Annotated in this window: 19 protein-coding genes; 18 read left to right on the forward strand and 1 reads right to left on the reverse strand. The window is 70.1% G+C overall.

Annotation, left to right across the window (positions count from 1 at the left end; all coding sequences use genetic code 11):
• The first annotated feature begins 201 nt into the window (after window positions 1-201).
• The 4 genes from AB0N03_RS25800 to AB0N03_RS25815 all read left to right on the forward strand — a co-directional run bounded on the left by AB0N03_RS25800 (window position 202) and on the right by AB0N03_RS25815 (window position 6,787).
• Window positions 202-1,938, forward strand: coding sequence for a thiamine pyrophosphate-binding protein (locus AB0N03_RS25800; protein WP_364376673.1), 1,737 nt, complete (start codon window positions 202-204; stop codon window positions 1,936-1,938).
• Between the two features lie 11 nt (window positions 1,939-1,949).
• Entirely contained in the window at window positions 1,950-3,179 is a 1,230-nt protein-coding gene (gene frc, locus AB0N03_RS25805; protein ID WP_364376676.1) for a formyl-CoA transferase, read from the forward strand.
• Window positions 3,180-5,306 carry an acetate--CoA ligase family protein gene (locus AB0N03_RS25810; protein ID WP_364376679.1) on the forward strand — a complete coding sequence of 709 codons (2,127 nt, stop codon included), beginning with the start codon at window positions 3,180-3,182 and terminating at the stop codon, window positions 5,304-5,306.
• Between the two features lie 101 nt (window positions 5,307-5,407).
• Window positions 5,408-6,787 carry an OFA family MFS transporter gene (locus AB0N03_RS25815; protein WP_364376682.1) on the forward strand — a complete coding sequence of 460 codons (1,380 nt, stop codon included), beginning with the start codon at window positions 5,408-5,410 and terminating at the stop codon, window positions 6,785-6,787.
• Between the two features lie 54 nt (window positions 6,788-6,841).
• Here AB0N03_RS25815 and AB0N03_RS25820 read toward each other — a convergent pair whose 3' ends face one another.
• The gene (locus AB0N03_RS25820) at window positions 6,842-7,579 is read right to left on the reverse strand and encodes a GntR family transcriptional regulator (RefSeq protein WP_364376685.1); all 738 of its coding nucleotides are present in this window, start codon (window positions 7,577-7,579) and stop codon (window positions 6,842-6,844) included.
• Window positions 7,580-7,763: 184 nt separating this feature from the next.
• Between AB0N03_RS25820 and AB0N03_RS25825 the strand changes: the two genes are divergently transcribed.
• The 14 genes from AB0N03_RS25825 to AB0N03_RS25890 all read left to right on the forward strand — a co-directional run.
• Window positions 7,764-8,759: a 2-dehydropantoate 2-reductase gene (locus AB0N03_RS25825; RefSeq protein ID WP_364376688.1), complete on the forward strand. Its 996-nt coding sequence runs from the start codon at window positions 7,764-7,766 to the stop codon at window positions 8,757-8,759.
• A gap of 13 nt (window positions 8,760-8,772) precedes the next feature.
• Window positions 8,773-10,692: a molybdopterin-dependent oxidoreductase gene (locus AB0N03_RS25830; protein WP_364376691.1), complete on the forward strand. Its 1,920-nt coding sequence runs from the start codon at window positions 8,773-8,775 to the stop codon at window positions 10,690-10,692.
• Between the two features lies 1 nt (window position 10,693).
• Window positions 10,694-12,436 (forward strand): NAD(P)H-dependent oxidoreductase subunit E, encoded by a 1,743-nt coding sequence (locus AB0N03_RS25835; RefSeq protein ID WP_364376694.1) that lies wholly within the window; start codon window positions 10,694-10,696, stop codon window positions 12,434-12,436.
• Window positions 12,433-13,290 (forward strand): 2Fe-2S iron-sulfur cluster-binding protein, encoded by an 858-nt coding sequence (locus AB0N03_RS25840; RefSeq protein WP_364376697.1) that lies wholly within the window; start codon window positions 12,433-12,435, stop codon window positions 13,288-13,290. Before AB0N03_RS25835 ends, AB0N03_RS25840 begins: the two co-directional genes overlap by 4 nt.
• Before the next feature lie 301 nt (window positions 13,291-13,591).
• Window positions 13,592-14,404: a TIM barrel protein gene (locus tag AB0N03_RS25845; RefSeq protein ID WP_364376700.1), complete on the forward strand. Its 813-nt coding sequence runs from the start codon at window positions 13,592-13,594 to the stop codon at window positions 14,402-14,404.
• Entirely contained in the window at window positions 14,401-15,288 is an 888-nt protein-coding gene (locus tag AB0N03_RS25850; RefSeq protein ID WP_364376703.1) for a 2-hydroxy-3-oxopropionate reductase, read from the forward strand. The genes AB0N03_RS25845 and AB0N03_RS25850 overlap by 4 nt, the downstream gene beginning before the upstream one ends.
• Window position 15,289: 1 nt before the next feature.
• Window positions 15,290-16,978, forward strand: coding sequence for a glyoxylate carboligase (gene gcl, locus AB0N03_RS25855; protein ID WP_364376706.1), 1,689 nt, complete (start codon window positions 15,290-15,292; stop codon window positions 16,976-16,978).
• A 195-nt stretch (window positions 16,979-17,173) separates the two neighbouring features.
• Entirely contained in the window at window positions 17,174-18,043 is an 870-nt protein-coding gene (locus tag AB0N03_RS25860) for an FAD binding domain-containing protein (RefSeq protein WP_364376709.1), read from the forward strand.
• Window positions 18,034-18,504: a (2Fe-2S)-binding protein gene (locus AB0N03_RS25865; RefSeq protein ID WP_364376712.1), complete on the forward strand. Its 471-nt coding sequence runs from the start codon at window positions 18,034-18,036 to the stop codon at window positions 18,502-18,504. The genes AB0N03_RS25860 and AB0N03_RS25865 overlap by 10 nt, the downstream gene beginning before the upstream one ends.
• Entirely contained in the window at window positions 18,501-20,792 is a 2,292-nt protein-coding gene (pucD, locus tag AB0N03_RS25870; protein WP_364376715.1) for a xanthine dehydrogenase subunit D, read from the forward strand. Before AB0N03_RS25865 ends, pucD begins: the two co-directional genes overlap by 4 nt.
• A gap of 1 nt (window position 20,793) precedes the next feature.
• Window positions 20,794-21,276 (forward strand): nucleoside deaminase, encoded by a 483-nt coding sequence (locus AB0N03_RS25875; protein ID WP_364376717.1) that lies wholly within the window; start codon window positions 20,794-20,796, stop codon window positions 21,274-21,276.
• A gap of 125 nt (window positions 21,277-21,401) precedes the next feature.
• Entirely contained in the window at window positions 21,402-22,850 is a 1,449-nt protein-coding gene (locus AB0N03_RS25880; protein WP_364376720.1) for an NCS2 family permease, read from the forward strand.
• A gap of 9 nt (window positions 22,851-22,859) precedes the next feature.
• Complete coding sequence (locus AB0N03_RS25885) at window positions 22,860-23,237, forward strand: gamma-glutamylcyclotransferase (RefSeq protein ID WP_364376722.1); 378 nt, start codon at window positions 22,860-22,862, stop codon at window positions 23,235-23,237.
• Window positions 23,234-23,533, forward strand: a 300-nt coding sequence (locus tag AB0N03_RS25890) for a glycerate kinase (protein WP_364376723.1), incomplete at its 3' end; no start/stop codon positions are given. The genes AB0N03_RS25885 and AB0N03_RS25890, both read left to right, overlap by 4 nt.

Here is a 23,533-nt window from a genome sequence, read left to right on the forward strand (position 1 = left end):
GAGGTCCGGGAAAAACCCTGCGGATAGCCCTGGACACGGGCTGCTTGAGGAGTGACTATATGCCTACCCCATACGGTATGCAATCTACAGTCTGCTGCGAAGGGGCCGCTGACCTCGACGGACGCCGGCAGCGGCGACGAGCGGACCGAGTACGGAGCGCCGGACAAGAGAGATCCGGCGGCGGACCAGAGGAGTTGAGCAATGGCGCTGACAACGACCGGCACCACCGCGGGGGAGAGTGCCCGAGCGACGAACGGCGCCGAGCCCGCGCCGGCCGGGATATCCGGCGGCCACCTGGTGGCGAAAGCACTGAAGGCCGAAGGGGTCGACACGATCTTCACCCTGTGCGGCGGCCACATCATCGACATCTACGACGGCTGCGTCGACGAAGGCATCCAGGTCATCGACGTCCGGCACGAGCAGGTCGCGGCGCACGCGGCCGACGGCTACGCGCGGATCACCGGCAAGCCCGGCTGCGCGGTGGTCACCGCCGGGCCCGGCACCACCGACGCCGTCACCGGGGTCGCGAACGCCCTGCGCGCGGAGAGCCCGATGCTGCTGATCGGCGGCCAAGGCGCGCTCACCCAGCACAAGATGGGGTCGCTGCAGGACCTCCCGCACGTGGACATGATGGCGCCGATCACCAAGTTCGCCGCCACCGTGCCGCACACCGCGCGCGTCGCCGACCTCGTCTCGATGGCGTTCCGCGAGGCCTACGCCGGCGCGCCCGGCCCGTCGTTCCTGGAGATCCCGCGCGACGTCCTCGACGCGCGGGTGCCCCTCGAGCAGGCCCGCATCCCGGAAGCCGGCCGCTACCGCGCGTCGACGAAGAACGCCGGCGACCCCGCCGACATCGAGAAGCTCGCCGACCTGCTGGTGCACGCGAAGAAGCCGGCCATCCTCCTCGGCAGTCAGGTCTGGACCACGCGCGCCACGGAGCCGGCCGTCGACCTGGTGCGCACGCTCAACATCCCGGCGTACATGAACGGCGCCGGCCGCGGCACCCTGCCGCCGGGCGACCCGCACCACTTCCAGCTTTCGCGCCGCTACGCCTTCGACAACGCCGACGTCATCATCATCGTCGGCACCCCGTTCGACTTCCGGATGGGCTACGGAAAGCGGCTGTCGAAGGACGCCACCGTCGTCCAGATCGACCTCGACTACCGCACGGTCGGCAAGAACCGCGACATCGACCTCGGCATCGTCGGCGACGCCGGCCAGGTCCTGGCCGCCGTCGCGCAGGCCGCGTCCGGCCGCGGCGACAACGGCGCCGTCGCCCGCAAGGTCTGGCTGGAAGAGCTGCAGGCGGTGGAGGAGAAGGCGAAGCAGAAGCGGCTGCCGCTGCAGCACTCCGACGCGAGCCCGATCCACCCGTACCGGCTGGTCCACGAGATCAACGAGTTCCTCACCGAGGACTCGATCTACATCGGCGACGGCGGCGACATCGTCACCTTCTCCGGCCAGGTCGTGCAGCCGAAGTCGCCCGGCCACTGGATGGACCCCGGTCCACTCGGGACACTCGGCGTCGGCATCCCGTTCGTCTTGGCGGCCAAGCACGCGCGTCCGGACAAGGAGGTCGTCGCGCTCTTCGGCGACGGCGCGTTCAGCCTCACCGGCTGGGACTTCGAGACACTCGTGCGCTTCAACCTGCCGTTCGTCGGGATCGTCGGCAACAACTCGTCGATGAACCAGATCCGCTACGGCCAGGCCGCCAAGTACGGCCTGCCGCGCGAGCGCGTCGGCAACACCCTCGGCGACGTCCGCTACGACGAGTTCGCGCGGATGCTCGGCGGTCACGGCGAAGAGGTCCGCGACCCGGCCGACATCGCGCCGGCGCTGCAACGCGCCCGCGAGTCCGGCAAGCCGTCGCTGATCAACGTCTGGGTCGATCCCGACGTGTACGCCCCCGGAACCATGAACCAGACCATGTACAAGTGAGCGGAGGCCACATGGGTAAGGCACTGGAGGGCGTGCGCGTCCTCGACATGACGCACGTGCAGTCCGGACCGTCCTCGACGCAGCTGCTGGCCTGGCTCGGCGCGGACGTCATCAAGCTCGAGACCCCCGGCCGGGGTGACATCACGCGCGGCCAGCTGCGCGACCTGCCCGGCGTGGACAGCCTCTACTTCACGATGCTGAACTCCAACAAGCGCAGCATCACGCTCAACATGAAGAGCGCCGAGGGCAAGGAGGTCTTCGAGAAGCTCGTGTCCGGAGTGGACATCCTGGTCGAGAACTTCGGCCCGGGCGTCGTCGACCGGTTCGGCTACCCCTGGGACAAGCTGTCCGCGCTCAACCCGAGGCTGATCTACGCCTCCATCAAGGGGTTCGGCCCCGGCCGCTACGCCGACTTCAAGGCCTACGAGGTCATCGCGCAGGCCATGGGCGGCGCGATGAGCACCACCGGCTTCGAGGACGGCCCGCCGACCGCGACCGGCGCGCAGATCGGCGACTCCGGTACCGGCATCCACCTGGTGGCCGCCATCCTCGCCGCGCTGTTCCAGCGGACCTCCACCGGCCGCGGGCAGCGCGTCCAGGTCGCCATGCAGGACGCTGTGCTCAACCTCTGCCGCGTGAAGCTGCGCGACCAGCAGCGCCTCACGCACGGGCCGCTCGGCGAGTACCCGAACGACCAGTTCGGCGACGAGGTCCCGCGCTCGGGCAACGCCTCCGGCGGCGGCCAGCCCGGCTGGGCGGTCAAGTGCGCGCCCGGCGGCCCGAACGACTACATCTACGTGATCGTCCAGCCACCCGGCTGGGCCCCGCTCGCCCGGTTGATCGGCAAGCACGAGCTGGCCGAGGATCCCGCGTGGGCCACGCCCGAGGTGCGGCTGTCCAAGCTGGACAAGATGTTCGCCCTCGTGGAGGAGTGGACCGAGAAGCACACCAAGTGGGAAGTGATGGAGAAGCTCAACGCCTGCAACATCCCTTGCGGCCCGATCCTGTCCACGAAGGAGCTGATCGAGGACGAGACCCTGGCCGAGCTCGGCTCGGTCGTCGAGGTGGCGCACCCGGAGCGCGGCAGCTTCAAGACCGTCGGGTGCCCGCTCAAGCTGTCGGACTCGCCGGTCGACATCGAGCGGTCGCCGATGCTGAGCGAGCACACCGACGAAGTGCTGGCCGAACTCGGCTACAGCGAAGCCGAGCTCGACAAGTTCCGCGCCGCGGGGGTGATCTGAGTGGCGGATCGCGCGGCGGTCGAGAAGATCCTCGACCAGGCGGCCGCCGAAGGCCGGTCCTCCCTGACCGCGCCCGAGGGGCGTGCGGTCTGCGAGGCATACGGTATCCCGACCCCGGCCGAGCGGCTGGCGACCACGGCCGGCGAGGCCGTGGCGCAGGCCGAGGAGATCGGCCTGCCGGTGGTGCTCAAGATCGTCTCGCCGGACATCCTGCACAAGACCGAGGCCGGCGGCGTGCTCGTCGGCCTGAAGGACGCCGAAGCGGTCAAAGCGGGCTTCGCGAAGATCGTCGACAACGCGAAGGCGTACCACGCCGACGCGCGGATCCTCGGCGTCCAGGTCCAGCAGATGCTCACCGAAGGCCAGGAGGTGATCATCGGCTCGGTGACCGACCCGACGTTCGGCAAGATCGTGGCGTTCGGCCTCGGCGGCGTCCTGGTGGAGGTGCTCAAGGACGTCACCTTCCGGCTCGCGCCGACGAGCACCGAGGAAGCGCTGTCGATGATCGACGGTATCCAGGCGGCGGAGATCCTCCGAGGCGTCCGCGGATCGGATCCTGTAGACCGGGACGCCCTGGCCGCGGTGATCACCGGCCTCGGGCAGCTGGTGGCCGACTTCCCCCAGCTGTCCGAGGTGGACCTCAACCCCGTGCTCGCGACGGCCACCGGCGCCACCGCCGTCGACGTCCGGATCCTGGTCGACCCGGACGCGGCGAAGGAACCCTTCCGGTTCACCCAGGAGGAGATCCTCGCCTCGATGAACCGGATCATGAAACCGGCGTCGATCGCGGTGATCGGCGCGTCCGCCGAGGCCGGCAAGATCGGCAACTCGGTGATGAAGAACCTGGTCAACGGCGGCTACGCGGGGGAGATCCACCCGATCAACCCCAAAGCCATCGAGATCCTCGACCGCAAGGCCTACGCCAGCATCACCGACGTACCCGGCGACGTCGACGTCGCGGTCTTCGCCATCCCGGCGAAGTTCGTCCCCGCGGCGCTGGAAGAGGTGGGCAAGAAGGGCGCGGCCGGCGCGATCCTCATCCCGTCCGGCTTCGGCGAGACGGGCAACATCGAGCTGCAGGACGAGGTCGTCGCGATCGCGCGCAAGCACGGCGTGCGGATCCTCGGGCCCAACATCTACGGCTACTACTACACGCCGGAGAACCTGTCGGCGACGTTTTGCACACCGTACGACGTCAAGGGCGGAGTCGCGCTGTCGTCGCAGAGCGGCGGGATCGGGATGGCGATCCTCGGCTTCAGCCGCTCGGCGAAGATGGGCGTGTCCTCGATCGTCGGCGTAGGCAACAAGGCCGACATCGACGAAGACGATCTGCTCACCTTCTTCGAGCAGGACGACAACACCCAGCTCGTCGCGATGCACCTCGAAGACCTCAAGGACGGCCGGTCGTTCGCGGAGACGGCGAAGCGCGTCTCGAAGCACAAGCCCGTCGTCGTGCTCAAGGCCGGCCGGACGTCCCAAGGCGCCAAGGCGGCCAGCTCGCACACCGGCGCCCTGGCCGGTGACGACAAGGTGTACGACGACATCCTCCGCCAGAGCGGCGTGATCCGGGCGCCCGGGCTGAACGACCTGCTCGAGTACGCCCGCGGCATCCCGCTCCTGCCCACGCCGAAGGGCGAGAACGTCGTCATCATCACCGGCGCCGGCGGCTCGGGCGTGCTGCTCTCGGACGCCTGCGTCGACAACGGGCTGGACCTGATGGAGATCCCGCCGGACCTCGACACGGCGTTCCGGGAGTTCATCCCGCCCTTCGGGGCGGCCGGCAACCCGGTGGACATCACCGGCGGCGAGCCGCCCTCGACCTACCGCAACACGATCGCGCTCGGCCTCGAGGACGACCGGATCCACGCCCTGATCCTGGGCTACTGGCACACCATCGTCACCCCGCCGATGGTCTTCGCCGAACTCGTCTCCGAAGTGGTCGAGGAGTACCGAGCGAAGGGGATCCACAAGCCCGTCGTCGCGTCGCTGTCCGGCGACGTCGAGGTCGAAGAGGCGAGCACGTACCTCTATGACCACGGGGTCGTCGCGTATCCGTACACGACCGAAAAGCCTGTTGCCGTGCTCGGTGCGAAGTACCGGTGGGCGCGGGCCGCGGGACTGCTCTGAATACCTCCACAGGGGCTGGCCCACCGAAGGAGAAAGGACGAAGATCCACCGCACGTCGGAATCAGAGGGACATGAGTCCACGGTGACGAAAGAGAACTCTTATGACCGCAGCGACCTATCAGGAGATCGTTGACGAGAACGGACGGGTATACCGAGTAGGCGAGAGCCCGCAGGACATCATGGGGCGCTCGCGGAGCTGGATGGTCTGGCTGCCCTGGATAGCCATGATGGCGGTCAGCGTCTTCGAATACGGCTGGGGTGCGGTCGAAGGCACCCTGGAAGAGAAGTACGGCTGGTCGTTGTCGGACGCGTTCTGGCTGGCCAGCATCTGGGCCGTCTTCCAGGCCGGGGTGGCGTTCCCGGCCGGGCGGTTGCGGGAGAAGAACATCGTTTCGGCGAAGACGGCCATGCTGGCGGGCGCCGTGTGCAGCGGCATCGGCTACTTCACCATCTCGCACAGCGGCAACCTGGCGGTGGCGTTCATCGGGTACTCCGTGCTCGGCGGCACCGGCGCCGGCCTGGTCTACGCCACCTGCATCAACATGGTCGGGAAGTGGTACCCCGAGAAGCGCGGGGCGAGGACGGGGTTCGTCAACGGCGGGTTCGCCTACGGCGCCGTCCCGTTCATCTACGTGTTCGCCGCGTTCCTCACGCCGACGAACTATTCGGTGATCCTCGATCTCATCGGCGTGTACATGCTGATCGTCGTCGGGGTCTGCGGGTTCCTGTTCAAGGACCCGCCGAAGAGCTGGTGGCCGCAGGAGGTCGACGCGCTCAACTGGGCCCGCGGCCGCAAGACCAAGTCCGGCGGGCTGGCGAAGAACCCGCCGGCGGTCAAGCAGTTCTCGCCGATGGAGGCGATCCGCACCGGCATGCTCCCGCTGATGTGGGTGTGCCTGGTGATCATCGGTGGGGTCTCGCTGTTCGGCATCAACTTCCAGGTGCCGTTCGCCAAGGAGAGCGGATTCGGGCCGTTCGTCGCGGCGTCATCGGCCGGTGTGCTGTCGATCGTCAACGGCACGGGACGCGCCGTCGTCGGCTGGGTCTCGGACCGGCTCGGGCGCCGGCAGACGCTCACCATCGTGCTGGTGATCGCCGGGGGCGCGCAGTTCGGTGTCATGTACGCCGGCAACACCCACAACCTGCCGCTGTTCATGGTGTTCGCGTTCCTGACCGGATTCGGCGGCGGCGCGTTCTACCCGCTGTTCGCCGCGCTGGTGCCGGACTACTTCGGCGAGAACAACAACGCGTCGAACTACGGCCTGGTCTACAGCGCGAAACTGATCGGTGGCGTCGGCGGCGGCGGGCTCGCCGCGGGGGTCATCAGCGCGTGGGGCTACACCGGCGCGTATGTGCTCGCCGGGTGCATCGCGCTCGTCTCGGCGGTGCTGACGCTGTTCCTGCGCCAGCCCGGCCGGACACGCCACCAGCTCGCCGAAACCGAGCTGGTGGCGCGGCCGTCGGCGGCGGCCGGCGGTTAAGCCTGCCGATCGCCGGCGACTGGTCCGGTTGCCCGCTCCCCGGTCCTGCCGAAATCAGGATCGGGGAGCTTCCGGACGTTCGTGGTAGGCCTGGCGGGTCCGTTCGGTGTGCTTGCCCATGATCTTCTCGGCCAGCTCCCCGTCCTCCATGGCGATCGCGGTGATCAGCTCTTCGTGCTCGTGCCAGGCGTCCCGGCCCCGGGGCCGGGCGATCGGCGTGTAGTACCAGCGGACCCGGCGGTCGACCAGGCCGATCAGCTCCGCGAGTACGGCGTTCCCGGAGAGCTGGGTGATAAACGCGTGCAGGGCGGCGTTGGCGGCGACGAGGCCTTCGGTGTCCTCGGCCTTGAGCGCCGTGAGCCCGGCTTTCTGCAGTTCCCAGAGCCGGTCGACGTCCTCCGTGGTCGCGTTGCCGGCGGCGAGCTTCGCGGAGTGCGTCTCCAGCACGCTGCGGACGCTCAGCAGCTGGTCGGCTTCCTCGTCGGTCGGCAGGTGCACGAACGCACCTTGCGCGGGGCGGAGGTCGACCCAGCCTTCGCTCTGCAGGCGCTGCAGGGCTTCGCGGACGGGCTGGCGGCTGACGCCGAGGTACTCGGCCAGGTCGGCCTCGACCAGGTGCTGCCCGGGTTCGAGCGTGCGGTTGATGATCAGCTCGGCGAGGGCCTCGTAGACGACCTGGCGCAGCGGGGCGGGCCGTTCGACGCGCTTGGCGGCGGTCGAGCTGAGCGAGCCCTTGGCCGTGCGGCGGCCGGACGGGCCGCGGTCTTGGAGCGGGGAAGCGGGCTGGCTCACGGGACACCTCGATAGGGAGAGGAACGCGAAGATCTTCGATCAGGATACAGGTTTTGGTATGCAAAATCCCAGAACTCACCCTGTTGGGAGTTTCACGCGGTCGCCGCTCAGAAAAACCTGGTTTCAAGAATGGATCCAGGATACTGTATGCAATCACGTGCTGGACCGAAGTGGGAGGCACATCATGAAGGTGGCAGTTCTCGGGGCCGGGGCGATCGGCGCCTACGTCGGGGCCGCGCTGCACCGCGGCGGGACCGAGGTGCACCTCATCGCCCGGCGGGCCCACCTCGCCGCGATGCGCGAGCACGGCGTCCGCGTGCTCAGCCCGCGCGGCGACTTCACCGCGCACCCGCACGTCACGGACGACCCACGCGATGTCGGCCCGGTCGACTTCGTGTTCCTCGGGCTGAAGGCCAATTCCTACGCCTCGTGCGCACCGCTCCTTTCCCCGCTGCTCGGCCCGGACACCGCGATCGTGGCCGCGCAGAACGGCATCCCGTGGTGGTACTTCCACGGCCTGACCGGACACCGGCTCGAAGGGCACCGCGTCGAGACCGTCGACCCGGGCGGCTCGGTGACCGCCGTGCTCGAGCTGCGGCGCGCGATCGGCTGCGTCGTCTACTGCTCCACGGTCATCGAGGAGCCGGGCGTGATCCGGCACCTGGAGGGCACCCGGTTCTCCCTCGGCGAGCCGGACGGCGAGATTTCCGCGCGGTGCAAGGTGCTCAGCGCGGCGATGATCGCCGGCGGGCTCAAGGCGCCGGTCGAACCGGACCTGCGCAACGACATCTGGATCAAGCTGATGGGCAACGTCGCCTTCAACCCGCTCTCGGCGCTGACCCGGGCGACCATGGCGCAGATGTGCGAGCACGACGACACGCGCGCGCTCGTGGCCACGATGATGACCGAGACCCTGGCCATCGCCCGCGCGGCCGGCAGCGACCCGGGTGTCTCGGTCGAGAAGCGCATCGACGGCGCCTGGCGCGTCGGCCACCACAAGACGTCGATGCTGCAGGACCTCGAAGCGGGCAAGCCCCTGGAGATCGACGCGATCATCGGCGCCGTCGTGGAGCTGGCCGGCCTCACCGGCGTGCCCGCGCCGGCGCTGCGCCACGTCCACGCCGCCATCTCGCTGCTCGACCACACCAGCAACCCGCCCGTCCCCGTCGGGGCGCACTGAACCGGAGGTGCCCGTGAAGCGCAGGAAGACCGAGCCGTACGTGCGGCTCACCCAGCCCCTGGTGCGCGACTCCGGCGTGCTGCGCCCGGCGACCTGGGAGGAGGCCCTCGACCGGGCCGCCGCCGGGATCCGCCGGACCCTCGAGAGCAAGGGTCCCGAGGCGTTCGGGATGTTCTCGTGCGCCCGCGCGACCAACGAGATGAACTTCGTCGCACAGAAGTTCACCCGCGCGGTGATCGGCACGAACAACGTCGACTCGTGCAACCGGACCTGCCACGCGCCGAGCGTCGCCGGGCTGGCGCGGGTGTTCGACAGCGGCGGCGGGACGTCGTCCTACCAGGAGATCGAGGACGCCGACGTCATCGTGATCTGGGGCGGCAACCCCCGCGAGGCGCACCCGATCTTCTTCCACCACGTGCTCAAGGCGGTTCACCGGGGAGCGAAGCTGTTCGTCGTCGACCCGCGGCGGACCAGCACCGCGAGCTGGGCGCACCGGCAGCTTCAACTCGAGGTCGGCACCGACATCCCGCTCGCCCACGCGATCGCGCGGGAGATCATCCACTCCGGACTGGCCAACACGACGTTCATCGAACGCGCCACCGAGGGGTTCGCCGAGTTCGCCGCGTCGGTCGAGCCGTGGACGCTGGAGGTCGCGGAGAAGACCACCGGCGTGCCGGCCGAGCTGATCAAGGAGCTCGCGCACACCTACGCCCGTGCCGACCGCGGGCAGATGTCGTGGACCCTCGGCATCACCGAGCATCACAACGGCACCGACAACGTGCTGTCGTTGATCAACCTCGCGCTGCTGGCCGGCCAGGTCGGCCGCTACGGCGCCGGGCTGAACCCGCTGCGCGGGCAGAACAACGTCCAGGGCGGCGGCGACATGGGCGCCATCCCGGACCGCATGCCGGGCTTCCAGGACGTCCTCGACTCCGGCGTCCGGGCCAAGTTCGACACCGCGTGGGGCTCGTCGATCCCGCCGCACAAAGGCCTCAACCTCACGCAGATGCTCGACGCGATGGAACGCGGCGACCTGACCTGCGTGTACATCATCGGCGAGAACCCGGTGCAATCCGAAGCGGACTGCGAGCACACGATCAAGCGGCTGTCCAACGTGGACCACCTGGTCGTCCAGGACATCTTCCTCACCAAGACCGCGCAGCTGGCCGACGTCGTGCTGCCGGCCTCGGCCGCCTGGTGCGAGAGCGACGGCACGTTCACCAACTCCGAACGCCGCGTCCAGCGCGTCCGCAAGGCCCTCGAGCCGCCGGAAGGCGCGCGCGACGACATCGAGCTGCTGTCGGAGCTGGCCCGGCGGCTCGGCCACGACTGGCACTACACCGGCGGCGAGGAGGTCTGGGACGAGCTGCGCTCGCTGTCCCCGATGCACGCCGGGATGTCCTACGCGCGTCTGGAAGACCTGGGCGGCATCCAGTGGCCGTGCTACACCGAGGACGCCCTCGAGCCGACCTTCCTGCACGGCCGCCTGTGGGCCGAGGACCCGGCCGAACGCGGCCGCCCGGCGCCGTTCACGGTGATCGAGCACAGCCCGCCGGTCGACCTGCTCACCGAAGAGTTCCCGATCCGGCTGACCACCGGGCGGCGCCTGGACTCCTACAACACCGGCGTCCAGTCCGCCGGGTTCCCGTCACCGATGCGCCGGGGGGAGACCCTGGACCTGTGCCCGGAGGACGCGCGGTCGCTCGGGGTCGAGCCCGACGAGCTGGTCCGGATCTCTTCGCGGCGCGGTGAGATCGTCGCGCCGGTCCGCCTCGACACCGGCCTGAAACCGGGCTTGGCGTTCATGACGTTCCACTTCCCGGACGAGGTCGACGTCAACGTCATCACCATCGAGGCGACCTGTCCGATCGCCGGGACGGCCGAATACAAGGCCGCGGCGATCCGCGTCGAGAAGCTGCCGGTGGAGGTCTGAGGTGGATCTCAAACTCCTGGACGCCGTCGCCACCCGCGAGGAACGCGACGCCGTCGCCGGGTTCGCCGGCGGCGGGCGCGACCGGCTGCTGCCCGCGCTGCACGCGGTCAACGACCGGGTCGGCTGGATCAGCCAGGGCGCGCTCAACCTCATCTGCGAAACGCTGCACGTGCCGCCCGCCGACGCGTACGGCGTGGCGAGCTTCTACTCGCTGTTCGCCCTCGAGGAGCGGCCGGAGCGGGTGGTGCACGTGTGCACCGACCTGGCGTGCCGGCTCAAGGGCGCGGACACCGTGTGCGACGTCCTCACCGAGCACGTCGGCGCCGCGGGGAAGGCGCGGGGCGGGGTCACGTGGCTGCGCAGCCCGTGTCTCGGCGTCTGCGAACGAGCTCCCGCGGCGCTGACGTTCCAGGCCGGCGACCCGGCCGCCGCCGAGCTGCTGGCCCCGGCGACCGGCGCGTCGGCCGTGCTGGCCGCGCAGCGAGAACCGGTGGGAGAAGGCACGCCGCCGGTGCTCCACCAGAAGGACGGGTTGCGCCTCCTGCGCCGGGTCGGCGTGGTGAATCCGTCCAGTTTGGACGGCTACCGCGCGGCCGGTGGCTACGCCGCGCTGCGCAACGCCCTGCGCATGGGCGAGGCCGCGGTGATCCGCGAGGTCACCGACGCCGGCCTGCTCGGGCGTGGTGGGGCGGCGTTCCCGACCGGGCGCAAGTGGGCCGCGACGGCCGCGCAGCCCGCCGGGCCGCACTACCTGGTGTGCAACGCCGACGAGAGCGAGCCCGGCACGTTCAAGGACCGGGTGCTGCTCGAAGGCGACCCGTTCGCGCTGGTCGAGTCGATGACGATCGCCGCGTTCGCGATCGGCGCCCGCCACGGCTACGTCTACCTGCGCGGTGAGTACCCGCTGGCGCTGCGAATGCTGCAGAACGCGCTCGAGGTCTGCCGCGAACGCGGGTTCCTCGGCGCCGACATCATGGGCCACGAGGGGTTCTCGTTCGACATCGAGATCCGGCGCGGCGCGGGTGCCTACATCTGCGGCGAGGAGACCGCGATCTTCAACTCGATCGAGGGCTTCCGCGGCGAACCCCGCACGAAGCCGCCGTTCCCGGTCGAGAAGGGGCTGTTCGGGAAGCCGACCGTCGTCAACAACGTCGAGACGCTGGTGAACGTGCCACTGATCCTCACCGAGGGCGCGGCCGCGTACCGCGCGATCGGCACCGAGGCCTCGGCCGGGCCGAAGCTGTTCTGCCTGTCCGGGAACGTCGAACGGCCCGGCGTCTACGAGGTGCCGTTCGGCACGACGCTGCGTTCGCTTCTCGAACTGGCCGGGGGAGTGCCGGAGGGTCGGTCGCTGCGCGCGATCCTGCTCGGCGGTGCCGCGGGCGGGTTCGTCCGGCCCGACGAGCTGGACCTGCCGCTCACCATGGAGGACGCGCGGGCCGCGAAGACAACGCTCGGGTCGGGTGTCGTCCTGGTGCTCGACGACCTGGCCGATCTGGGCGGGTTCCTGCTGCGGATCGCGTCGTTCTTCCGCGACGAGTCGTGCGGCCAGTGCGTCCCGTGCCGGATCGGGACCGTGCGGCAGGAGGAGGCGATCCGGCGCGTCCTGTCGGCCGGCTCGGACGAACGGCCGCTGCTACGCGAAGTCGGGCAGGTGATGCGGGACTCGTCGATCTGCGGGCTCGGCCAGACCGCGTGGAACGCCATCGAATCCGCCATCGACCGGTTGGGAGCGCTGCAGTGACCATTGTGGACATCGGGATCCCCCGGCGGCTGGTGGAGTTCACTGTGGACGGTTCGACCGTCCGCGTGCCCGAAGGCTCGACGATCCTCGACGCGTGCACGGCGGCGGGCAAGGAGATCCCGACGCTGTGCTACGGCGACACCCTGGAGCCGGCGAACGCCTGCCGCGTCTGCATGGTGGAGGTCGAGGGGTCGCGGACGCTGGTGCCGTCGTGCTCGCGCAAGGCCGAGCCGGGCATGGTGGTGCACACCGAATCGGAGCGGACGCGCACGAGCCGCAAGGTGGTGCTGGAACTGCTGGCATCGGCGACGGACCTGTCGACGACGCCGGGTGTCGCGGAGTGGATGGAGGCGGCGGGCGCGGATCCGGACCGCTTCGGCCCGGATGCCGAGACGGTCGCGCAGCCGGTCCTCGTGGACAACGAGCTGTACGTCCGGGACTACGAGAAGTGCATCCTCTGCTACAAGTGCGTCGACGCGTGCGGTGACCAGTGGCAGAACTCGTTCGCCATCAGCGTGGCCGGCCGGGGGTTCGACGCGCGGATCTCGACGGAGTTCTCGAACCCCTTGCCGGAGAGCGCTTGCGTGTACTGCGGCAACTGCGTCGAGGTCTGCCCGACCGGGGCGCTCAGCTTCAAGCGCGAGTACGACAAGCGCGAGGACGGCACCTGGGACGAATCCCGCCAGACGGCGACGACGACCATCTGCACGTTCTGCGGGGTCGGTTGCAACCTGACGCTGCACGTCCAGGACAACGAGATCGTCAAGGTGACCTCCCCGCACGAAAGCTCGGTGACGCACGGGAACCTGTGCATCAAGGGCCGGTTCGGCTGGCAGCACGTCCAGAACAAATAGCGAGAGCCCCCGCCGACCTCGGTCGGCGGCGCTCCTTTGACGCGAACCGCACGGTGAACCGCTGCTCCGGCAGATGACGACTCGCGTGATCACTTCCAGTTGGCCGGCCGGCGGCTGCCCCGGCGCATGGCCGGGTTGAGCTCCACGCCGGCTTCCTGCCAGAGGGGCGCGGCCCGGCGCCCTGCCTGCGGCTCGGCGACGCTCGTCGCCGTCGCGCGTTCGCCCGTTGACCCCGCGCCGCTTGAGCAGCTATTCTCGATATGCGAAAGAAAGATTCCGGATAGCGAAATTTGAGGTCGCGATGCCAGACGAGGGGCACTCCCTGCCGTACGCCGCCAACCTGTCGATCCTGTTCAAGGAGGTCCCCCTCCTCGAGCGGGCCGCGGCCGCGCGGGAGGCCGGGTTCACCGACGTCGAGTACTGGTGGCCGTTCGACACCGCGGTCCCCGCGCGCGACGAGGTGGACGCCTTCGTGCAGAGCCTGGACGGCGCCCGGCTGCGCGGGCTGAACTTCTTCGCCGGCGACATGGCGGCGGGGGAGCGGGGCCTGGTGTCGTGGCTCGGCCGCGAGGCCGAGTTCGCCGACAGCCTCGTCGTCGCGCTCGGCATCGCCGAACGCACCGGCTGCCGCAGCTTCAACGCGCTCTACGGCAACCGGCTCGACGGCGAAGACCCGGTCAAGCAGGACGACCTGGCGCTGGTCCACCTCGCGACGGCCGCGGAGGCCGCCGCGAAGATCGGCGCACAGCTGGTCCTCGAACCGCTCTCCGGCGCGGACCGCTACCCGCTCAAGACCGCCGCGGACGCCGTGGCCGTGCTCGACGACCTCGGGCGCGAAAACGTGCGGCTGCTGGCCGACCTGTACCACCTGGCAGTCAACGGCGACGACCTGGACGCACTGGCGACGACGCATCTCGCCCGGATCGGGCACGTGCAGATCGCCGACGCACCCGGCCGGCACCAGCCCGGCACCGGGTCCCTCGACATCGAAGGTCACCTCGCGAAGCTCGAGCGGGCTGGATATTCGGGGTTCGTCGGGATCGAGTACGTCCCGGAGCCCGACACCGTCACGTCGCTGAACTGGCTGCCGAAAACCCGAAGGGGACGAGCATGAAACTGGGATTCATCGGATTGGGCGTGATGGGCGCCCCGATGGCCGCGCACCTGGTCGCGGCCGGGCACGAGGTCAGCGGCTACGACGTCACCCCCGCCGCGGGGGAGAAGCTCGAGGCCGCGGGCGGACGGGCCGCGACCGGTGTCGCGGACGCCGTGGCCGGCGCGGACGTCGTGGTCACGATGCTGCCGAACCACCCGCAGGTCGAGGAGGTCGTGCTGGCGACGGGCGGGGTCCTCGACTCCGCCGAGCCCGGCGCGCTGGTGATCGACATGAGCACGATCCGGCCCGAGACGTCGATCGCGATCGCGGAAGCCGCGCGGGACAAGAAGATCCGCGTTCTGGACGCTCCCGTGTCGGGTGGTCAGGCCGGCGCCGAGCAGGCGTCGCTGTCCATCATGGTCGGCGGATCCGCAGAAGACTTCGAGGCCGCGAAGCCGGTGTTCGACGCGCTCGGCAAGACCGTCGTGCACGTCGGCCCGCACGGCGCGGGCCAGGTCGTGAAGGCGGCGAACCAGCTCGTCGTGGGCGGGATCTACGGTCTGGTCGCCGAGGCGATCGTGCTGCTCGAAGCGTCCGGTGTGGACGCTTTGCGGGGGCTGGACGTGCTTGCCGGGGGACTGGCGGGCAGCCGGATCCTCGAGCTCAAGCGCAAGTCCATGGTGGAGCGTCAGTTCGCGCCCGGGTTCCGGATCGACCTGCACCACAAGGACATGGGGATCGCGCTGGCCGCCGCCCGGCAGGCCGACGTCGCGCTCCCGCTCACCGGGCTGGTCGCGCAGCTCGTCGCCGCCGGCCGCGCCATGGGCCACGGCTCCCTGGACCACTCGGCCTTGCTGAAGGTCGTCGAACAGTTGTCGGGCCGCGTCCCGGCGGAGGTGTGACATGCCCAGAATCCCCGCCATGCAAGCGGTCGTCGACGTCTTGGAAAGCGAAGGCGTCGACACCGTCTTCGGCTGCCCCGGCGCCGCCATCCTGCCGCTGTATAACGCCCTACAAGGCCGGGCGATCGAGCACCTGATCGTCCGCCACGAAGAGGGCGCGACGCACATGGCCGACGGCTGGGCCCGGACGAACGGGAACGTCGGCGTCGCGATCGGCACGTCCGGCCCGGCCGGGACGAACATGATCACCGGGCTCTACACCGCGCACGCGGACTCGATCCCGATGATCTGCATCACCGGCCAGGCGGCCACGACGAAGCTGCACCAGGAGGCCTTCCAGGCCGTTGACATCGTCGAGATCGCCAAGCCGGTGACGAAGTGGGCGGTGCAGGTCAAGGAGGCCGCGCAGCTGCCGTGGATCTTCCGCGAGGCGTTCCGGGTCGCCCGTTCGGGCCGCCCCGGACCGGTCCTCATCGACCTCCCGATCGACGTCCAGAAGCAGGACATCGAATGGGACTCGTCGATCGACTCGCCGCTGCCGGTCACGGCCGTGAAGCCGGCGCCGGCGCGGGTCGGGCGGGCCCTCGACATGCTGCTGGCCGCCGAGCGTCCCCTCATTCTGGCCGGTGGCGGGGTCGTCCTCGGCGAGGCGAGCGAGCAGCTGCGCGCCGCCGCGGAACGCCTCGACGTCCCGGTCCAGGTGACGCTGATGGGCAAGGGCAGCTTCCCCGAGGACCACGAGCTGTTCGCCGGGATGGCCGGCATCCAGACGTCGCAGCGCTGGGCCAACGCCGCCTTCCTGGAGGCGGACCTGGTGCTGGCGCTGGGCGCGCGGTTCGGTGACCGGCACACCGGCGAGCTGTCGGTGTACCGCGGTGAGCGGAAGTTCATCCACGTCGACATCGAGCCCACGCAGCTGGGCAAGGTGTTCGGTCCGGACCTCGGGGTCGTCGCGGACACGCGCGAATTCCTCGACGCCCTCCTGGTGGCGTTGGACGAGCGTGCGCCGGAGCCGCGCCGCGAGTGGGTCGGCCGGATCGCGGAGCTGAAGGAAGCGCTTCCCCGGCGTGACGACTTCGACACGCTGCCGATCAAGGCGCCGCGGGTCTTCAAGGAGATCAACGAAACCTTCGGCGAGGACACGTACTTCGTCACCGCGATCGGGCTGTACCAGATCTGGTCGGGCCAGTTCCAGAAGGCGCACAAGCCGCGCCACTACCAGGTCTGCGGCCAGGCCGGCCCGCTCGGCTGGGAGATCCCGGCGGCGATCGGCGTCAAGAAGGCGCGCCCCGAAGCCGAAGTCGTCGGCGTGGTCGGCGACTACTCGTTCCAGTTCCTCGTCGAGGAGCTGGCGGTGGCCGCCCAGTACGACGTCGGGTTCGTGCTGATCATGCTCAACAACGAGTACCTCGGCCTGATCCGCCAGGCCGAGACCGGGTACGACATGAACTTCGAGGTCGACATCCACTACGACTCGAACGGCACGGACAACGTCAAGATCATGGAGGCCTACGGCTGTTCGGGCACCCGCGTGCACGAGCCGGCCGAGATCCGGACGTCTCTGGAGTGGGCTCGCAAGGAGGCCGAGCGGACCAGCCGGCCGGTCCTGGTGGAGATCATGATCGAACGTGAGGGCAACGCCGCCATGGGTGCCGCCCTCGACGCCGTCAAGGAGTTCGAGCCCGCGTAACACCTGCGTGACCAAAGGCCGCCGTACGAGACCCTGACCTCGTACGGCGGCCTTTCCGCGCGCTCACGAAGGCTGTTGTCGGAAAGTACAAACGCGGGCCGTAAATTCACCCTTCTTTCAGGGGTTTTGCCGTGGTCCCGGCCACACCTCAGCGTGTGTACTTCTTCACGAAGCAGCCCCGAAAGGACGTCCACAGTGGAATTCCTCCGACCCGCCACGCTGGCCGACGCGCTCGCCGCGAAGGCCGCGAGCCCCGGTGCGGTCCCCATCGCCGGCGGCACGGACGTGATGGTCGAGCTCAACTTCGACCACCGCCGTCCCGGCGCCCTGCTCGACCTCGGCCGCGTCGCCGAGCTCCACGAGCACGGCACCGACGGCGGCCGGATCCGGCTCGGCGCGGCCGTGCCCTACACCCGGATCATCGCCGAGCTCGGCGCAAAGCTGCCCGGCCTGGCGATGGCCGCGCGGACCGTCGGGTCCCCGCAGATCCGCAACCGCGGTTCCGTGGGCGGCAATCTGGGCGCGGCTTCGCCTGCGGGCGATGCGCACCCGGCGCTCCTGGCCGCCGACGCGGAGGTCGAGATCGCCTCGGTGCGCGGCACCCGGCTCGTGGCGGCGAAGGATTTCTACGTCGGGGTGAAGAAGAACGTCCTGGAGCCGGACGAGCTGATCACGTCCGTGCTGCTGGCACCGGCCACCGGGCCGCAGCAGTTCAGCAAGATCGGCACCCGCAACGCCATGGTCATCGCGGTCGCCGCCTTCGGGCTGGCGCTGCACCCCGCCGAAAAGCGCGTCGGCACCGGCGTCGGTTCGGCCGCGCCCACCCCGCGCCGGGCCCTCGACGCCGAGGAGTTCCTGGCCGGCGAGCTGGACTGGGACACCCCGAAGGCGCTGAACGACTCGGTGAAACGCCGCTTCGGCGACCTGGTCGCCGCGGCCGCGTCGCCGATCGACGACGTCCGGGGGAGCGCGGCCTACCGGCGCCATGCCCTGGGGGTCATGGCGAGAAGGACGCTGACCTGGGCCTGGACCGAATATTGCGGAGGGAGCGCGAAGTGCGCGTGAACGTCACCGTCAACGGCGAGCACCGCCGGGCGGACAACGTCTGGGAAGGCGAAAGCCTGCTCTACGTGCTGCGCGAGCGGCTCGGCCTCCCGGGCTCGAAGAACGCCTGTGAGCAGGGCGAATGCGGCTCGTGCACGGTCTACCTCGACGGCGTCCCGGCGTGCGCGTGCCTGGTCGCGGCCGGACAGGCCGAGGGCCGTGAGGTCGTCACGGTCGAAGGGCTCGCTTCCGGAGACGATCTCGACCCGGTGCAGGAGTCGTTCGTCGAACAGGGCGCCGTCCAGTGCGGGTTCTGCACACCCGGCCTGCTCGTGGCCGCGCACGACCTGATCGAGCGCGTCCCGGACCCCAGCGACGTCGAAATCCGCGAGGCCCTCGCGGGGAACCTCTGCCGCTGCACCGGCTACGAGAAGATCCTCGACGCCGTCCGCGACGCGGCCGCGAAGAAGGCCGTCCGATGAGCGCGCCGGCTCGCTCCCCGCAGGAGCTGCACGACACGATCACCGGCGGCATCGGCGAAAGCCCGCTGCGGCCCGACGGCACGCTCAAGGTCCGCGGCGAGTTCGCCTACTCATCGGATCTGTGGCACGAGGACATGCTGTGGGGCGCCACCCTGCGCAGCCCGCACCCGCACGCCCGGATCGTCCGCCTCGACGTCTCCCGCGCGCTGGCCCAGCCCGGCGTGCACGCGGTGCTGACCCACGAGGACGTACCCGGCGAGAACGTCTACGGCCTCAAGTACCAGGACACCCCGGCGTTGGCCGCGGACCTGGTCCGTTACCAGGGCGAGCCGATCGCGATCCTCGCGGCCGACCACCCGGAGATCGCGCGGCAGGCGCTCAAGGAGATCGTCGTCGAGTACGACGTCCTCGAGCCGATCACCGACCCCGAGCGCGCGGCCCACGACGACACCCTGCCGAAGCTGCACCCGGACGGGAACCTGGTCCGCCACCAGCGGATCGTCAAGGGCGATCCCGCCGCGACCGCGGACGTCGTCGTGTCCGGCGTCTACGAGATCGGCATGCAGGACCAGGCGTTCCTCGGGCCGGAGTCCGGGCTCGCGGTGCCGGCCGAGGACGGCGGCGTCGACCTCTACCTGGCCACCCAGTGGCTGCACGTCGACCAGCGCCAGACGGCGAAGGCGCTGGGCCTGCCGCTGGAGAAGGTGCGGCTGACGCTGTCCGGCGTCGGTGGCGCGTTCGGCGGCCGCGAGGACCTGTCCATGCAGATCCACTCGTGCATGCTCGCCCTGCGCACGGGCCGCCCGGTGAAGATGAGCTACAACCGCCTCGAGTCGTTCTTCGGGCACGTCCACCGCCACCCGGCGAAGATGTACTACGAGCACGGCGCCACCCGCGATGGCAAGATCGTCTACGTCCGGGCGAAGATGTACTTCGACGGCGGCGCGTACGCGTCCAAGACCCCGGTCGTGGTCGGCAACGGCACCACGCTCAGCGTCGGCCCCTACGACGTGCCGAACGCGCACATCGAGGGCTGGGGCGTCTACACGAACAACCCGACCTGCGGCGCGATGCGCGGACTCGGCGCGGTCCAGCCGACTTACGCCTACGAGTCCCAAATGGACAAACTGGCGTCCGCATTGGACATGGACCCGGCGGAGCTGCGGATCCTGAACGCGCTGGGCGAAGGGTCCACTGTGGTCACCGGCCAGGTGGTGGACTTCCCGGCGCCGGTCGCCGAGCTGGTCCAGCGGGTCCGCGACCTGCCGCTGCCGCCCGACCCCACCGGCGAGCGCGACATCCGCGAGCTGCCCGGCGGCGCGTCCAACACCACGCACGGCGAAGGCGTCGTCCGCGGGGTCGGCTACGGCGTCACGATCAAGAACATCTCCTACGCCGAAGGTCTCGACGACTACTCGACCGCCCGCGTCCGCCTGGAGGTGCTCGGCGGTGAGGCGGTGGCGATGGTGCACACCGCGGCGGCCGAGGTCGGCCAGGGGCTCGTGACCTTGCAGCAGCAGATCACCCGCACCGAGCTGGGCCTGACGCGCGTCAGCGTGCACCCGGCCGACACGAGCGTCGGGGACGCCGGCTCCAGCTCGGCGTCACGCCAGACCTACGTCACCGGTGGCGCGGTCCGCAACGCCTGCCGCGCGGTCGCCGAGGCCGTCTACGCCCGGCTCGGGAGGCCCTCGGAAGGCATGTCCCTGACGGGCGGCAAGGTCGTCGCCGCCGACGGCGAAGTCGTCGCGGACCTGGCCGAGCTGCTGGGGGAGACGGCGATCGAGGAGACCCGCGAGTTCCACCACCGCCCGACCTACCCGCTCGACCCGGAGACCGGCCAGGGCGACGCCCACGTGCAGTACGGCTTCTCGGCGCATCGCGCGGTGGTCGACGTCGACCTGGACCTCGGCCTGGTCAAGGTCGTCCAGCTCGACTGCGCCCAGGACGTCGGCAAGGCGATGAACCCCGACGCCGTCGTCGCCCAGATCCAGGGCGGCTCGGCGCAAGGTCTCGGCCTCGCCGTGATGGAAGAGATCCTGGTCAAAGACGGCAAGGTGCGGAACCCGTCGTTCACCGACTACCTGATCCCGACCATCCTCGACATGCCGCCGATGCGCGTCGACGTCCTCGAGCGGCCCGACCCGCACGCGCCCTACGGCGTCCGCGGCGTCGGGGAACCGCCCACGATCTCCGCGACGCCGGCGATCGCCAACGCCATCCGCGCGGCCACCGGCCTCGAGCTGCCGCGCGTCCCCATCCGTCCCGAGCACATCACAGGAGTCTGAGATGACCACGTCGATTTCCGTCGAGCAGGAGTGGCTCGACGAAGCCGTCCGCATCGCGGAGACCAACGTCGCGAACGGCGGCGGGCCCTTCGGCGCGCTGATCGTGAAGGACGGCGAGATCGTCTCGACCGGCGTCAACCGCGTCACCGCGAACCTCGACCCGACCGCGCACGCCGAGGTCGTCGCGATCCGCGCGGCGTGCCAGGCACTCGGCACGTTCAAACTCGACGGCTGTGTGCTCGTGTCCAGCTGCGAGCCGTGCCCGATGTGCCTGTCCTCGGCGCTGTGGGCGCGCGTCGACAAGGTCCTCTTCGCCGCCGACCGCGACGACGCGGCCAAGGCCGGCTTCGACGACCGCGCCTTCTACGAACTTTTCGACCGTCCGCGCGACACCTGGACGGTCCCCGTCACGCGACTGTCCGCAAAGGACGGATTCGCGCCGTTCGCGGCCTGGCTCGACAAGAGCGACCGCACCGACTACTGACCCGCCGAACCACTGACCCACAAGGCCAGCTGACCGGAGCAAACCCCCAACGAACGTCCCGCTCGCCCAGGCACGGTGTGGTGCCTTGGCCTGGCCGAGCACACCCACCGGCAAGGGCAGGACGCATGACCCAGGCGAAGATCCACGAACCCGACCTCGACGAAGTACCCGAACCCCCACGCCGCACGCTCTTGGACCGCGTGTTCGAGCTGCGGGCCCGGCAGAGCACCGTCGGCCGCGAAGTCCGCGGCGGCGTCACGACGTTCGTCGCGATGGCCTACATCGTGCTGCTGAACCCGCTCATCCTCGGCGCTTCCGCCGACATCACCGGCGCCCGGCTCTCGGCCGCGCAGGTGACCACGGCGACGGCACTCGCCGCCGCGGTGATGACCATCCTGATGGGAGTCGTCGGCAACGCGCCCCTCGCGCTGGCCGCCGGACTCGGCATCAACGGCATCGTCGCCTTCCAGATGGCGCCGTCGATGACGTGGGCGCAGGCGTTCGGGCTGGTCGTGCTCGAAGGCGTGTGCATCGTGCTGATGGCGGTCAGCGGCGTCCGCGAGCGGATCATGAACGCCATCCCGCGGCCGCTCAAGATGGCGATCACCGTCGGGATCGGGCTCTACATCGCCCTGGTCGGGCTGGTCAGCGCCGGGTTCGTGACCCGGATGCCGGACTCGGCGCAGACCACGGTCCCGGTGCGCCTCGGGGCGAGCGGGCACCTGCACGGCTGGCCGATCGTCGTGTTCTGCTTCGGTCTGCTGCTGATGATCGTGCTGATGGCTCGCAAGGTTCCGGGCGCGGTGCTGATCAGCATCGGGGTCTCCACCGTGTTCGCCGTGGTGTTGCACCAGGTGTTCGGCGTCGGCGGCTGGGGCCTCACCACCCCGGCCTTGCCCGACCACGTCGTCGCCGCACCCGACTTCGGGCTCTTCGGCCACATCGACTTGTTCGGCGGGTTCGCTTCCGCGGGAGCGCTCGCGGCCACGGTCTTCCTGTTCACGCTGGTGCTGTCCGGGTTCTTCGACGCCATGGGCACGATCACCAGCGTCTCGGACGAGGCCGGGCTGTCGAAGAACGGCAAGGTGCCGCGGATGGGCCGGATCCTGCTGGTCGACGGCGCGGGCGCGATCGCCGGCGGCGTCACGGGTTCGTCACCGAACACGGTGTTCCTGGAGTCCGCCGCCGGGGTCGGTGAAGGCGCCCGGACGGGCCTCGCGAGCGTCGTCACCGGGCTGCTGTTCGCCGGGACGCTGCTGTTCACCCCGCTCGCCGGGGTCGTGCCGGCCCAGGCGGCGGCGCCCGCGCTGGTCGTCATCGGCGGCATGATGGTCGCGCAGTGCCGCACCATCCCGTGGCACGACCCGGATTACACGATCCCGGTGTTCTTGACCGCTGCGTTGATCCCGTTCACCTACTCGATCACCAACGGCGTCGGCGCGGGCCTGATCGCGTTCGTGCTGATCAAGATCGGCCGCGGCAAGTGGCGCGAGGCCGGCTGGCTGCTTTCCCTGCTGGCGCTGGTGTTCGCGGTGTACTTCGCCGTCGACGGCGTCGAAGCCCTCTTCCGCTAAGGAGTTCCGGTGACCCTGATGTTCTTCAACGGCGGTGCCATGCGCGGCGAACCGCTGCACCACCTGCTTGACGGCTCGCCGTTCGTTTCGACGGCGAAGACCGCGCCGAAGTACCGGTTCTACGCGGTCGGCGACCAGTGCCCGGCGCTGTACCCGGTGTCGCACGGCGGCGCGGAGGTGGTCGGCGAGGTGTACGACGTCTCGCTGGACGACCTGCGCGACAAGGTGCTCCCGTCCGAACCCCATGAGCTGGAGCTGGGCGTGGTCGAGCTGGCCGACGGCAGTTCGGCGTTCGCCATGCTGCTGCGCCGGCCCTACACCTCGCACGTCGCCCTGCGGGACATCACGGAGGTCGGCGACTGGCGGGCGTTCAAGGCGAGCGTGTGAAGGTCCTTGTCGCGCCGGACAAGTTCAAGGGGTCGCTGACCGCGGCCGAGGTGGCGTCGGCGGTGGCTTCCGGCCTCGCCGACGCCCACCCTTCCCTTGTGGTGCAGGAGCTTCCGGTGGCGGACGGCGGCGACGGCACGGTCGACGCGGCCGTCGCCGCCGGGTTCCGCCGGGTGCGGGTCCCGGCGCGCGGCCCGACCGGGGCGCCGGTGACGGCGTCCTACGCGGTCCGTGGGGACACCGCCGTCGTCGAGCTGGCGGAGGCGTCCGGGCTGCACCGGCTGCCCGGGGCGCCG

Origin of the sequence: Amycolatopsis sp. NPDC051061 (assembly GCF_040682935.1) — a bacterium.
GTDB lineage: Bacteria > Actinomycetota > Actinomycetes > Mycobacteriales > Pseudonocardiaceae > Amycolatopsis.